Annotated in this window: 16 protein-coding genes and 1 pseudogene; all 17 read right to left on the reverse strand. The window is 62.4% G+C overall.

Going from position 1 to position 14158, the window contains the following annotated elements; translation table 11 throughout:
- Positions 1-28: 28 nt before the first annotated feature.
- Positions 29-1018, reverse strand: a complete 990-nt coding sequence (locus tag BFN03_RS20610) for a hypothetical protein (protein WP_198163446.1) — start codon at positions 1016-1018, stop codon at positions 29-31.
- A 128-nt stretch (positions 1019-1146) separates the two neighbouring features.
- Positions 1147-1764: a SipW-dependent-type signal peptide-containing protein gene (locus BFN03_RS09740; RefSeq protein WP_070378844.1), complete on the reverse strand. Its 618-nt coding sequence runs from the start codon at positions 1762-1764 to the stop codon at positions 1147-1149.
- Positions 1765-2096: 332 nt separating this feature from the next.
- Positions 2097-2645, reverse strand: coding sequence for a hypothetical protein (locus tag BFN03_RS09745; protein WP_070378841.1), 549 nt, complete (start codon positions 2643-2645; stop codon positions 2097-2099).
- Positions 2646-2650: 5 nt separating this feature from the next.
- Positions 2651-3178, reverse strand: a complete 528-nt coding sequence (locus tag BFN03_RS09750; protein WP_070378842.1) for an alternate-type signal peptide domain-containing protein — start codon at positions 3176-3178, stop codon at positions 2651-2653.
- Between the two features lie 76 nt (positions 3179-3254).
- The gene (locus BFN03_RS20425) at positions 3255-4907 is read right to left on the reverse strand and encodes a signal peptidase I (protein WP_157109590.1); all 1653 of its coding nucleotides are present in this window, start codon (positions 4905-4907) and stop codon (positions 3255-3257) included.
- Between the two features lie 5 nt (positions 4908-4912).
- Positions 4913-5521, reverse strand: coding sequence for a SipW-dependent-type signal peptide-containing protein (locus BFN03_RS09760; RefSeq protein ID WP_084385570.1), 609 nt, complete (start codon positions 5519-5521; stop codon positions 4913-4915).
- Positions 5522-5735: 214 nt separating this feature from the next.
- The gene (locus BFN03_RS09765; RefSeq protein WP_070378847.1) at positions 5736-6332 is read right to left on the reverse strand and encodes a signal peptidase I; all 597 of its coding nucleotides are present in this window, start codon (positions 6330-6332) and stop codon (positions 5736-5738) included.
- Entirely contained in the window at positions 6332-6880 is a 549-nt protein-coding gene (locus BFN03_RS09770; RefSeq protein ID WP_070378841.1) for a hypothetical protein, read from the reverse strand. The genes BFN03_RS09765 and BFN03_RS09770 overlap by 1 nt, the downstream gene beginning before the upstream one ends.
- Before the next feature lie 5 nt (positions 6881-6885).
- Positions 6886-7413, reverse strand: a complete 528-nt coding sequence (locus BFN03_RS09775; RefSeq protein WP_070378848.1) for an alternate-type signal peptide domain-containing protein — start codon at positions 7411-7413, stop codon at positions 6886-6888.
- 69 nt (positions 7414-7482) lie between these two features.
- The gene (locus tag BFN03_RS20615) at positions 7483-9351 is read right to left on the reverse strand and encodes a signal peptidase I (RefSeq protein ID WP_198163448.1); all 1869 of its coding nucleotides are present in this window, start codon (positions 9349-9351) and stop codon (positions 7483-7485) included.
- A gap of 5 nt (positions 9352-9356) precedes the next feature.
- Entirely contained in the window at positions 9357-9617 is a 261-nt protein-coding gene (locus tag BFN03_RS20810; RefSeq protein ID WP_232320579.1) for a hypothetical protein, read from the reverse strand.
- A 216-nt stretch (positions 9618-9833) separates the two neighbouring features.
- Positions 9834-9974, reverse strand: a pseudogene (locus tag BFN03_RS20945) (SipW-dependent-type signal peptide-containing protein); the annotation flags it as partial.
- Positions 9975-10158: 184 nt separating this feature from the next.
- Positions 10159-10680 (reverse strand): alternate-type signal peptide domain-containing protein, encoded by a 522-nt coding sequence (locus BFN03_RS09790; RefSeq protein ID WP_070378851.1) that lies wholly within the window; start codon positions 10678-10680, stop codon positions 10159-10161.
- A gap of 519 nt (positions 10681-11199) precedes the next feature.
- Positions 11200-11466, reverse strand: a complete 267-nt coding sequence (locus BFN03_RS20820; RefSeq protein ID WP_070378852.1) for a hypothetical protein — start codon at positions 11464-11466, stop codon at positions 11200-11202.
- Entirely contained in the window at positions 11463-11831 is a 369-nt protein-coding gene (locus BFN03_RS20825) for a hypothetical protein (protein ID WP_232320483.1), read from the reverse strand. The genes BFN03_RS20820 and BFN03_RS20825 overlap by 4 nt, the downstream gene beginning before the upstream one ends.
- Before the next feature lie 240 nt (positions 11832-12071).
- Positions 12072-12773, reverse strand: coding sequence for a hypothetical protein (locus tag BFN03_RS09805; RefSeq protein WP_157109592.1), 702 nt, complete (start codon positions 12771-12773; stop codon positions 12072-12074).
- 227 nt (positions 12774-13000) lie between these two features.
- Positions 13001-14128 carry a glycosyltransferase family 4 protein gene (locus BFN03_RS09810; protein ID WP_070380785.1) on the reverse strand — a complete coding sequence of 376 codons (1128 nt, stop codon included), beginning with the start codon at positions 14126-14128 and terminating at the stop codon, positions 13001-13003.
- Positions 14129-14158 lie beyond the last annotated feature (30 nt).

The raw sequence follows: 14158 nt of genomic DNA on the forward strand, positions 1-14158 counted from the left end.
CCCATCACCGGCACCACAGCAAAGCCGGTCACTTCTGGACCAGGTCCGCGATGAACACCGGCAGCTCAACGGACTCCGGATCCACCGCAGACTTATCCCAACCGCTCGACGCCCCGACCAGGAACAACTCACCGGAATCGACGACCCACAACTCATCCGAATCGGCCGCCCACTGCACCGCAGCGTCCTCACCGACCGCGAAGTCCGCCACCACCGAACCCGACTCGCCCGTGATCACCAACTGCGACGACGTCACCGCCGCCACAAAGTTCCCCGACGCCGACATATTCACAATCGCCGAACCACCACCAGCAGACGACGAACCCCCACCACTGCCGGTGTCCACCGAATCATCAGTAGCCTCAGTCGTATCCGGGGCCTCCGTCGTCGGCTCATCGATCTGCTCGTCAACCGGCTCATCCGCCGCCAGACCGGCAGACGCCATACTCATACTCTTCGAAGAAAAGTCCTGAGTAACCGTCTGAACATTCTCCCCTGGCGGGTTCGCGACATACCTCTCGCCGCCATCGCACTTCGTGATAGTGACGGTCTTGGCTTGGACCCTCTGCCCACGCCATCCCGTCGACTTGTTCGGGCCGTTGACGGTGTGTATCTCCACCGTGTAGTCCCTGCCGGTGTCATTGATGTCGGCGGTGTACGACGTCTTTGTGCCAACATTCTTTCTTGTCTTGACGTTTCCGTTGCTGTCCCGGCGTACAACGACCTCATAGGTGTAGTCGTCCCCCATCGGTGTCTTCCCCAGGCTGTCCCAAGAGACCTTCGCATCGTCAGCCAGCCAACCGCCCACGGTCTTGCAGCTCGTATCCTTGACGACCGGAGTCGGGTAGAAGTTCGAAATCGCACCGAACGAACTCGCCGCAGACGCGGTATCAGTGAACGCCGCAGCCGTACCCGACGTCGTCGCCACCAAAGCCGACAACCCCACCGCACCCAACGCCATCAAAGGCCGCGCCGGCAGAAGGCGCGACGCGAGAGTTCGGGTCTTGGTCACAGTCATGACCCCCAATTTGAATTGCTGCGTCGGTTTCTCATCGAAGTCGTTCTCCCCCATCGAAGTCGGCAACGGCTCGCCGGTTGGTAGATTTTGATCCGACCCAGTCGGATTTCCTTGCGCACTCATGATGTTCAAGCCGTCGTCGCGTGGAAGTTGAACGAAACATCCAGCGACTCACCCTCAACGCTGGGCGGCGTGTCCGTGACCAACCTGGTCTGGAAGCACACGTTCTGAGTCTCCCCCGGCGCCACCGTTATTGGCTCGTCGAGTAACTCCACCGAACCGTTTTTCACCAGACGCGTTTCCGACCCAATACGATTGCCACTGCACCTGTTGCCCGAGTCACTGTTCGGCTCACCGTCCTCGAGCAGAGTATTCATGTATGGAGCCATGTCCGAATTGGAGGACACCGCCTCTATCGTGAAGGTGAACGGCACCGAACCCGTGTTCGTCACCGGCAACGCCGCGGACACCCGATCACCCGGGTACATCCCCGCCGTGGAAAATGCGGCAAACGCGTACGCATCCGGATTGCCCTGCTCACCAGCGACCTCCAGATCGATCGAACCAGTCGAGAACACACCCGACGTCGCCGTCGCCGAATCACTCCAGGCCGCCAACGTCCCGATCGCACCGAGACCCAACACGATCCCCAGTGAAGCAAACGCTCGCGGCTTGCCACTCGACATCAACGACCGCGCACGGGCACCGAACCCCGGCGCTGAACTCGAAATCTCTTCACGAGACATTTGTTGCTATGCCTTTCCTGATCCATCTTGCAGGGGCACCGGCAACCCACGAATCTACGAAAATGGGTGCGGCAGTGACAATGTGAACAAGTTCTATCACGCTGAACGCAGAAACGACAGGCGTTCAGGCGCTCATCCTCGAAAAAACTGGTCGTTTGTCCATTTTTCACTATCGGGGTCGTCTGATTGACAACGACCCTGAGTACCGGACATAGAAGGCGCCGCCGGGGTGGGTGTCCCGGCGGCGCCTCTAAATGCCCGCGTGGTCTGCTGTGCCTACATGTCAGGCATCAGCGTCTACACAGTGGTGTCGTGTCAGACCGTGTGGTTCATCAGGATTCGGCCCCGAACACGAACGACGCCGTAGTGCTCTCATTCGGCTGCGCATCCTCACCGACCGTGCCCCGCATACACAACACCTCACTAGCCCCCGGCTCCACCATCCGCCACTGAGGTGCCGCCGGCGCCTGCGCACCAATCAACGGCCCGTCATAGACCACCGTGGCCGCCACCGGATCACCCTCCGCAGGACACGCCTCAGGCGAATCCACCACGAACACCGTCAAATCCAACGGCACCGCAGCATTCGACTGCATCGCATCCTGCAACCGGTACTTCATCACCACATCACCAGAATTGATGATCGGAATCGGCGCCTGCGCATACTGACCCCCACCCAGGCCCTCCTTCGCCAACGCCTCGAACGGGTAATCGGTCACCCCCGCACCACCGACCGCCAAATCCAACGTGCCCGACGAAATCGAACCGGGACTGAGCGTCTCGGTCTGACTCCACAACGCACCAGTCTGCTGCGACGACATCAACGCCACCCCAGCCACCGCCGCACCACCAACAGCCACCCACCGAGTCTTGTTCGACATCAGCCCTACACCTGCCTCAACGTGACATTGAACTCGGACAAGTCGACCTGCACCGCCTGCGCCGCCTCACCATCGGTCGCCGGATCGAACGTGATGATCACCTTCACATCCACCACCGCACCATCGAACGACGGAGTGATCACCACCCCGCTCGCATCCACCGGCACCGGAGCACCCCCCGACGTCGCGGTGATCTTGTGCTCGACCACCCCGGAGAACGCCTCATCCCCCACGATGGTGGCCTCGTCAACCGCCAGACTCGCCCGCAGATTCGTGCCCTGCGCAGTCACCTGGAAACTCGCCCGATACGTCAACACATCCCCGGGCACCGCTCGGAAGTCGGTCACCTCGATCGGACCATTCTGATCCGCCCACGCCGGCGTATCGAGCTGCGACAAAGCCAGAGCACCCGCCCCGATCGCACCACCACCGACACCCGTGGCCGCGTTCCACGCGGCCATCGTGCCCGCACCCCCGGCCAACAACACCGTCGCCGCACCCGCAGCAACCGCGCCCTTCAACTTGTTGTTCATCACCTGGTCAACTTTCGTCGGACCCCAACAGGGGCAGAAGAATTCGGTCCCATCACCGGCACCACAGCAAAGCCGGTCACTTCTGGACCAGGTCCGCGATGAACACCGGCAGCTCAACGGACTCCGGATCCACCGCAGACTTATCCCAACCGCTCGACGCCCCGACCAGGAACAACTCACCGGAATCGACGACCCACAACTCATCCGAATCGGCCGCCCACTGCACCGCAGCGTCCTCACCGACCGCGAAGTCCGCCACCACCGAACCCGACTCGCCCGTGATCACCAACTGCGACGACGTCACCGCCGCCACAAAGTTCCCCGACGCCGACATATTCACAATCGCCGAACCACCACCAGCAGACGACGAACCCCCACCACTGCCGGTGTCCACCGAATCATCCGGAGCCTCCGTCGTATCCGGGGCCTCCGTCGTCGGCTCATCCGCGGCCAAGTCTGCCGACGCCACACTCATACTCTTCGACGACAAGCCCTGGGTAGCCGACTGAACATTCTCACTGCTCGGGTTGGCCTTGTACTTCTCGCCGCCCTTACAGGAGGCATCCGCAATCGTATGGGCCTGAACACCCCAGCCGCGGTAACCGGTCGACGTGTTCGGGCCATTGATGGTATGCACCTCGACGGTGTACCGCCGGGCAGTGTCCTCAATGTCGAACCACCCGGTATTCGTATTCGACGTGTTGGACTTGATGGTCTGAGTCCTGCCGCCACTGTCACGGCGCGCGATCACCTTGTAGGTGTACTCCTCCCCCAACGGTGTCTCCCCGAGGCGGTCCCACGACAGCTTCACGCTCCTGAAGCCCGTCCAACCGTCTGTTTGGCACTTCATACCCGAGACCACCGGGGTGGGGTAGAAGTTCGAGATCGCCGTGAACGTGCTCGCCGCAGACCCGGTATCGGTAAACGCCGCAGCCGTACCCGACGTCGCCCCAACCAAAGCCGCCACACCAACCGCACCCAACGCCATCAGAGGCCTCGCCGGCAACACACGGGACCGACGAATCCGCGCAGGGCGGAGGCGCATCGCCAGAGTCCGGGTCTTGGTCACCGGTGCCACCGGCATCTCGAACTGCTGCGTCGGCGCCTCGTCCACATCACCGCGTACCACCGACTCCTCCTCTGCCTCTGTCTCTGCATCTGCCTTTGGCTCGCCAGGCTTCTCGCCCCCGGATCCGTCACCACTCGGACCGTCGTCATCCTTACGCGCGGCAGGACGGAACGCGACCACCATCAAACTGCCCACAAAGGCGCCACCGAGGAAGATCGCCACCGGCGACGACAACCACGCCACCACATACCCCAGCGAGGGAACACTGAAGAACACCCGATCCGCCTCGGACACCGTGTACGGAGACAGATCCGCATCCTTGTTCGCATCACCCTTGAGGATCAACACCGAAGAACTCGCGTTCGACGACACGATCTCCTCAACCCGGTGCGTGATCCGAGTGCCCTGCTCATTGAGCACACTCACCACATCACCGACCGCCAGATCCGACGCCGGCACCGCCCGCGACAACGCCAACGAACCCGTGGGGATATCCGGAGACATCGACCCCGACCGGAACACCAACGGCTTGATCCCGAAGAAGAACGACGCCGACGCAGCCAACACACAAATCAAGCCCGCGATCGCCCCCACATTCAAGGCGATATCACGAACAGGAAGCTTACGACCCGACCCAGTCGGATTTCCTTGCGCACTCATGATGTTCAAGCCGTCGTCGCGTTAAAGTTGAATGAAACCTGCACCGACTTGTTCTGGGCAGAGTTCGGTGCGTCCGGATGCAACCTCATCTGGATGCACAAGTTCTCGCTCTGTCCCGGTGCCAGCGTCCTCGGCCCGTCGAACGGATCCACCGAGTCGCCCTCCACCAGCCACGTATCCGGCCCGAGACGATCGCCGCTGCACAACTCGCCATCCGACGTACCATTCGTCACCTTGAACACCATGTGCGGAGCCAAGTCCGACGAGGACGCTGCGGCCAGCATCGTGTAGTTGAACGGCGTCGTTCCGGTGTTCTCCACCGGCAACTCGGCGGCCACCCGCTCGCCCGGCGACATGTTTTCCTTCGTCAGTGTGGCAAACGCGTACGCGTCCGGATTGCCCTGCTCACCGTCGAGCTGAAGATCGATCGAACCGGTCGAGAACACACCCGACGTCGCCGTCGCCGTATCACTCCAGGCCGCCAACGTCCCGATCGCGCCGAGACCAAACACGATCCCCAGCGACGCAACCGCTCGCGGCTTGCTACCCGACATCAACGACCGCGCGCGGGCACCGATCCCCGACGCTGAACTCGAAACCTCTTGACGAGACATTGTTGCTATGCCTTTCCTGATTCATTTTGCAGGGGTGCCGGCAACCCGGATGTACACGAAAACGGGCGTGCCCGTGGCGATGTCATGAATTTCTATCACGATGAACGGAAGAACGTTCCAGGTTCACACGCTCATCGACCAACAAACTGGTCGCTTGTCCACTTTTCTTTCAAGACGGATGCCGAGCCGACGAAAAGACTCGACGCCCTACACCTCAGGTGCCGGTGTCGGCGGACTCTCGACCCTTAGATCGTGAACGGTCCCGCCCGGCGCCGACGAACATGAAGCCCGCATAGCCCAGGAGCCCGACGACCACGACCGTAACCATCAGCGTTCGCTGCTGACCGGTGATCAGACTGTTCACGTATCCCATATACGGGACGCTGTACCACACCTTTCCTCTGACCTGCTCGGGAACGACAGGGTTGGCATCAGGCGAAGGATTGGCGTCGCCCTGGGTTACGTAGGTGGTTTCGCCCTGCGAGTTCTTGCGCACCATGATGATTCGGTGAGTAACTACCTCAGGGTTGCCCGACTCCTTCTGGAACGTGATCGCATCGCCGGCCTTCAGCGCGGCCGGATCGTCCGGCTTGACCACGATCAGAGCCCCCGGCGGGTAAGTGGGCACCATTGAACCGGTGAGCACGGTATAGGGCGTCGCCCCCGCGATTCGGGGAATAACGATCGTCAGCGCAAGAATGGCTATGAGTACCAAGAGCAACAGCCAGGAGGCTATGCTCTTGATCCAGCCCCACACGCTGGTGTCCTGTTCGTCGACGTCTTGCTTGACGCCTTCTACCGTGTGGTTCATCAGGATTCGGCCCCGAACACGAACGACGCCGTAGTGCTCTCATTCGGCTGCGCATCCTCACCGACCGTGCCCCGCATACACAACACCTCACTAGCCCCCGGCTCCACCATCCGCCACTGAGGTGCCGCCGGCGCCTGCGCACCAATCAACGGCCCGTCATAGACCACCGTGGCCGCCACCGGATCACCCTCCGCAGGACACGCCTCAGGCGAATCCACCACGAACACCGTCAAATCCAACGGCACCGCAGCATTCGACTGCATCGCATCCTGCAACCGGTACTTCATCACCACATCACCAGAATTGATGATCGGAATCGGCGCCTGCGCATACTGACCCCCACCCAGGCCCTCCTTCGCCAACGCCTCGAACGGGTAATCGGTCACCCCCGCACCACCGACCGCCAAATCCAACGTGCCCGACGAAATCGAACCGGGACTGAGCGTCTCGGTCTGACTCCACAACGCACCAGTCTGCTGCGACGACATCAACGCCACCCCAGCCACCGCCGCACCACCAACAGCCACCCACCGAGTCTTGTTCGACATCAGCCCTACACCTGCCTCAACGTGACATTGAACTCGGACAAGTCGACCTGCACCGCCTGCGCCGCCTCACCATCGGTCGCCGGATCGAACGTGATGATCACCTTCACATCCACCACCGCACCATCGAACGACGGAGTGATCACCACCCCGCTCGCATCCACCGGCACCGGAGCACCCCCCGACGTCGCGGTGATCTTGTGCTCGACCACCCCGGAGAACGCCTCATCCCCCACGATGGTGGCCTCGTCAACCGCCAGACTCGCCCGCAGATTCGTGCCCTGCGCAGTCACCTGGAAACTCGCCCGATACGTCAACACATCCCCGGGCACCGCTCGGAAGTCGGTCACCTCGATCGGACCATTCTGATCCGCCCACGCCGGCGTATCGAGCTGCGACAAAGCCAGAGCACCCGCCCCGATCGCACCACCACCGACCTCCGTGGCCGCGTTCCACGCGGCCATCGTGCCCGCACCCCCGGCCAACAACACCGTCGCCGCACCCGCAGCAACCGCGCCCTTCAACTTATTGTTCATCACCTGGTCAACTTTCGTCGGACCCCAACAGGGGCAGAAGACTTCGGACCCATCACCGACACCACAGGACTAGCGGAACAGTTCCGCGACGTAGTCCGGAATCTCATCTGACTCCGGATCGACCTCGGACTCCTTCCAGCCGCCCGACTTCCCGACTAGGAGCACCTCATCGGAATCGATGATCCACAACTCATCCGAATCCTTCTCCCACTGCACCATGGCCTTCTTCCCGACCGAAATGCTCGACAGCTCAACGCCATCCGCATCGGTGATCACCACCTCAGACGACGACACCTCTGCTGCAAAATCGCCCGATGCCGATAGATTCGTAATCGCCGAACCACCACTGGTCGGCGAATCCTCCACCGGCTCAACCTCGGTTGTTTCCGGCGTCTCGGTCGTTGTCTCGGGTGTCTCGGTCGTGGTCTCCGCAGCATCCGTCGTTGTCTCGGGAGCCTCGGTCGTGGTCTCCGCAGCATCCGTCGTTGTCTCGGGAGCCTCGGTCGTGGTCTCCGCAGCATCCGTCGTTGTCTCGGGAGCCTCGGTCGTGGTCTCCGCAGCATCCGTCGTCGTCTCGGGAGCCTCGGTCGTGGTCTCCGCAGCATCCGTCGTGGTCTCGGGAGCCTCGGTCGTCGTAGTTGATGCCTCGGTGGTCGATTCGTCCTCCAACCTGTCCGACGCCTCATCAACCGAAGCCATGCTCAGACTCTTCGTGGCCAGGCCCTGAGGGGCGGCCAGGCCCTGCACGTTCTCGCTGTCGGGGTTGGCGCTGTAGACCTCGCCGCCGTCACAGTAAGTGCGGGTTACCGTCTCTGCATAGACCTTCTGGCCACGGTAGCCCGTCGACTTGTTCGGGCCGTTCACGGTGTGTATCTCGACATACGTCAGCCTGGCGGTGTCGTTGATGTCGAGCCTGATCTCCGTGTCGGTGCCGACGTTCTTTCTCAAGTAGACGTGGTTCTTGTTGCTGGAACGCCGCACAAGGACCTCGTACTCGTAGTCGTCTCCGAGGGGGGTCTTCCCGAGGCTATCCCAGGAGACTATGGCATCCCAGTCGAAGAAGTTACCGACGTCCCTGCAGCTCGTATCCTCGACCACAGGGGTGGGGTAGAAGTTCGAGATCGCACCGAACGAACTCGCCGCAGACGCGGTATCAGTGAACGCCGCAGCCGTACCCGACGTCGTCGCCACCAAAGCCGACAACCCCACCGCACCCAACGCCATCAAAGGCCGCGCCGGCAAAGAACGGGACGGTACCAGACGCGTCGCCAGGGTCCGGGTCTTGGTCACCGGTGCAACTGGCATATCCAACTGCTGCGTCGGCGCATCATCAACATCACCGTGCCCCACCGACTCAGACTCCGACGTCGACTCGGCCTCGGCGGACTTCGCCCCCCCGGAACCCTCACCACTCGGGTCGTCGTCATCCTTACGCGCGACCGGACGGAACGCGACCACCATCAAACTGCCCACAAAGGCGCCACCGAGGAAGATCGCCACCGGCGACGACAACCACGCCACCACATACCCCAGCGACGGAACACTGAAGAACACCCGATCCGCCTCGGACACGGTGTACGGAGACAGATCCGCATCCTTGTTCGCATCACCCTTGAGGATCAACACCGACGAGTTCGCGTTCGACGACACGATCTCCTCAACCCGGTGCGTGATCCGCGTGCCCTGCTCATTGAGCACACTCACCACATCACCAACAGCAAGATCCGACGCCGGCACCGCCCGCGACAACGCCAACGAACCCGTGGGGATATCCGGAGACATCGACCCCGACCGGAACACCAACGGCTTGATCCCGAAGAAGAACGACGCCGACGCAGCCAACACACAAATCAAGCCCGCGATCGCCCCCACATTCAAGGCGATATCACGAACAGGAAACTTACGACCCGACCCAGTCGGATTTGCTTGCGCACTCATGATTCTCAGGCCGTCGTCGCGTGGAAGTTGAACGAAACGTCTACCGACTTGCCCTCAACGCTGGTCGGCGTGTCCGTCACCAACCTGATCTGGAAGCACACGTTCTCACTCTCGCCAGGCGCCAACGTCCTCGGCCCGTCGAACAAATCCACCGAACCGTTCTTCACCAGACGCGCTTGCGGCCCGAGACTGTTGCCGCTGCACCTATTTCCCGAGTCACTATTCGGCTCACCGTCCTCGAGCAGAGTATTCAGGTGTGGAGCCATGTCCGAATTGGACGCCGCCGCCGATATCATGTACGTGATGGGCACCGAACCGGTGTTCGTCACCGGCAACGCCGCGGACACCCGATCACCCGGGTACATCCCCGCCGTCGAAAACTCGGTAAACGCGTACGCGTCCGGATTGCCCTGCTCACCGGCGATCTCCAGATCGATCGAACCGGTCGAGAACACACCCGACGTCGCCGTCGCCGTGTCACTCCACGCCGCCAACGTCCCAATCGCACCGAGGCCCAACACGATCCCCAACGACGCAACTGCCCGCGGCTTGCTACTCGACATCAACGACCGCGCGCGGGCACCGAACCCCGACGCTGAACTCGAAACCTCTTGACGAGACATTGCTATGCCTTTCCTGATACATCCAGCAACGGCGCCAGTGCGCCGGGGTTAATACACGTGTGCGGCCAGGCCTCGAGCGCGGCAGCCGGGGTCGAGACTTGTGGCGCGTCGGTCGCCGGCCCTCATTGGGCCGGCGACCGACGCGCCGGGGGTGCCCAACCGGAAAATGGTTGGGCGGAAACTACTAGGCGTCCTGCTGCAGCGTGACGCTGAAGTCAGTCAAGTCGACGGACTCGCCCTGAGCGACGTTGCCGGTCACATCGTTGAACGTGATCTTCACCTCGACGTCCACGATCTCGCCGTTGTTGGCGCTGGTGATGGTACCGCCCGCGAGATCCACGTCACCGATCTTTGCGCTGGTCTCCAGCACCAATGCATCCTTGAGGGCACCGTCACCCTCGATCGAGCTCGCGTCGGCCGTCAGCGTCGCGGACAGGTTGTCACCCTGGGCGCCGATGGTGAAGCTCTGGCTGTAGGTGAGGACATCGCCGGGCACCGCCAAGAACTGGGAGATGTTCTCGATGGTGTCGCCATCGCTGTCCTTCCAACCTGCCGCGTCACCCGCCGAAAGCGAGAGGGTACCGGACTGGACGGCGCCCCCGCCGATGGTCTCCGAGTCGTTCCACGCGGCCATGGTGCCCGCTCCACCGGCGAGAAGGAGTGCGGCGGCACCGGCGGCGATGGCACCCTTGGTCTGCTTGTTCATCAGTTGCCCAGCTTTCGTCGAACCCCGTCGCGGGGGTTTGGATTATTCGGTCTCGAATCGGAGTTTCATTCGCCCAGAGGAAGGGTCAGAGTTTCGTGGCATCCGTCTTCGTTGTGTTACCCATCACTGCCGGCGACCCGGAGAAGCAAGGAATCCGGGTGGCCAGTAACGATGCGAAGAAGTTCTACCATGGTTAACGGACATTTGCTTGGCGATTCCATTACTTTTCTGCAAAACACCTGGTCGGTTGTCCAAATATTTTTCTCGGCCGACCGGCGAGTCGGCGACCGGCCAGCCGAAGACGGAAGCCTTCAGGGCGTCCAGTGGCGTAACTCACTGTGCGACTTGCCTTGTGGCGGCAAGGGGCTTGCCGTAAGTTCTGCGAGCTGGTCTACTGTCTCTCGACACGTCACTGCACTGACAAGTCGCAGCACTCAGGTATCACGGAAACGGCCCCCGGGAAACCTGCAATTCCGGGGGCCGCTTCTACTTTGTCACGTGACGCTAGCGCGCCATCGCTCAGCTGAAGTTCTTCAACAACCGAGTCAGAGTGTCGCCGAGGATGTCGCTGATCGAGCCAGTGGAGCTGAGCTGCCCCTCCGACGAGCCGAGACCACTGTCTTCCAGGCTGCCGGTGACTACTTCGCCCGGGTTCCGGTCGCGCACGGTAAAGCACGCAGTCAGGTCGGGCAGATTCTCCCCGATGCCGACTGTTCCTTTCGTTTCGATGCCGCCACTGGTGACGGTGCTGCCTACGGGGAGGTCGTCGGGGACCAAGTAGGTCATCCGCACTGTGACGGGATTCGAGGGGTCCATATACCAGCCGGTACAGTCGTCTTGATCGGTGCCCCGAATCCGGCAGGCGGATAATCAACGACGGTGTTGAGGTACGGGTTGCTGATGAGCGCCTGGGTGCTGACTACGGTCTCGTAGGTGACCTCCGTGCCGCCGGCGACCTGCGTGGCGGAGACCGACTTGTCGTAGCTGTAGGTGGCCCACGCCGTGGAAATATTCTTCTTCTCGTAATGGCTCGACGGTAGGCACTCAGCAGCGCCTGCCACTCCCGCGCCGAGACCGACGGTCAGACCGGTCGCGATGAGTGTGACGGAGGTAGCCGCAGCCGCAGCGCGGCGAGTCGGATTGGGGGACACGAGGAATCTCCATTCGATCGGTTGCAGGGTCAACCGCGCGCATGTCGACCTGCCGCGGCCGTCAATCGCAAGATTCTCGAGAGTGATCCAAGGATTGTCAAAAGATAGAAATATTTCCTCATTCGGCTGTCGCAAGGCCTAATATCCACTCCACAGCATCACGGAAGCGGCCCCCCGGGGAACCTGCAATCCCGAGGGGCCGCTTCTACTTTGTCACGTGACGCTAGCGTGCCATCGCGTTCAGCTGAGGTTCTCGAAGAACCGGGTGAGGGTGTCGCCGAGGATGTCGGACACGGAATCTGTGGAGCTGAGCTGCCCGTCAGAAGAGCCGAGGCCGCCATCTTCCAGGCTGCCGGTGACGACCTCGCCCGGGTTCGCGCCTCGGACTGTGAAGCAGACGTTCAACGCGTCGGTCAGATCGTTCCCGATGTTGAGAGTGCCGCTCGTCTTGATGCCACCGCTGGTGACCTCGGTGCCGACCGGGATGTCTTCGGGGACCAAGTACGTCATTCTCACCGTGACGGGGTGGGCGTCGTTGATGGACCAGCTGCCCGCCACCTTGTACCCGGGGTTCTGTGGTTGCGCCTGGAAGGGGTCGGTTTCCAGTCCACTGACACCCACCCTCCTTGTCACTGTCGCCTCGACCGGCGGACCGAAACCCTCCGGCGGGTATTCAGTGACGCTGTGAAGATAAGGGACGCCGCGGTTGGTGCTCACGATGGTCTCGTAGGTGACCTCGGTGCCGGCGGCGACCTGCTTCGCGGTGACCCTCCTGTCATAGCTGTAGATCTTGTTCAGTGCGGCACTCTTTGTGGCGTTGGCCGACTGAGGGCACGTCTCGGCGCCGGCCACGCCTGCGCCGACGCTGGTGGTCAGGCCGGTCGCTACCAGTGCAGCAGAAGCGGCCACGACAGCAGCGCGACGAATTGGGGTTTGAGACACGAAAAGACCTCCATTCGATCAGGAACAGGACCAATCGGTTTCATGCTGCCCCGGTCGCCGCCCGTGGGGGCAGATTCGTCAAGAGTGCACGAAGAATTGTCAAAAGTAGACAATGCCAACGCATATGGCTGACACCCGTACCGGTATTCTTCTCCGTACAAGAGGGCGGAGGCCAATCGAGCCTGACAACTCATAGGTCTCGAGCAGGTTGGTCTCGGGCAGGCAAGCTAGTCCAGCAGCGACGCCAGCTTTCCCGCGAGAACGTCCCAACGCCACTGCTCCCTGACCCACTCGCGACCCGCTGCGCCCATCGCGGCGGCGCGGTCGCGATCCGAGAGCACAGCGATGACCGAACGCGCCACTTCGCCCACCGACGTACCGTCCACCACCAGTCCGGTTTCGTTCTCCCGCACCGTTTCCGGGGCACCGCCCGACCTCCCCGCGATGACCGGGACCCCGGCGGCCGACGCCTCGAGGAACACGATCCCGAGGCCCTCTACGTCGAGACCCGCTCCTCTCGTCCGGCACGGCATAGCGAACACGTCGGCAATCGTGTGGTGGGCAGCCAGCTCGGCTGACGGCACCGTGCCCGTGAACACCACGTGTTCCTCCACCCCCATGGACCGCGCCAGCGACCGCAGCCTGCCCTCGTAGGGTCCGCCGCCGACGATCACGAGCACGGCCCCGTCGATGTGTTCACGGATGCCGGGCAACGCCCGGATCAAGACATCCTGGCCCTTGCGCGGCACCAGACGCGAGAGGCACAGAATCGTCGGCCGCTCCCCCAGTCGGTAACGGGACCGCAGCTCGGCCCGGGCGCCGCTGTCCGGGGCGAAGCGTTCGGTGTCCACGCCCGGCGGGAGGTGCTCGAGCGCCGCGCTAGCGCCGAACGCGGACGCGAACCGGCGTCGGGTGTAGCGGCTCACGTACGTGACGACATCGGTCTGCGCACCGATTCGGCCCAGGGATTGCCTGGCACCGGGCAGCATCGACCAACCGACCTCGTGCCCATGCGTGCTCGCGATCACCCGCTGCGCTCCGGCGCGACGCATCGCCGGAGCAAGCAGAGCGAGAGGCGCGGCAGCTCCGAACCACACACCCGTGCAGTCGTGTTCCGCGAGCAACTTGGCCGCGCGACGCGCGACGAACGGGGTGGGCACCATCAGTGTCGTCGGATGACGTACCACCTGAAACGGTTGCCGCGCATCGAACTTGATGTGTGAGTCGCCCCGCCAGCGCGGCGCATAGACAACGAATTCCTCTGCGGGCAGATGCTTGGCAAAGGCGTGCAGATACGACTGAATCCCACCCGGACGTGGCGGAAAATCATTCGTAACCAACAGGGTCCGGCGCATGTGATCACCGTAAGCGGTTCCCCGGACGAT

Source organism: Rhodococcus sp. WMMA185, assembly GCF_001767395.1.
In the GTDB taxonomy this organism is placed as follows: Bacteria; Actinomycetota; Actinomycetes; order Mycobacteriales; family Mycobacteriaceae; genus Rhodococcus_F.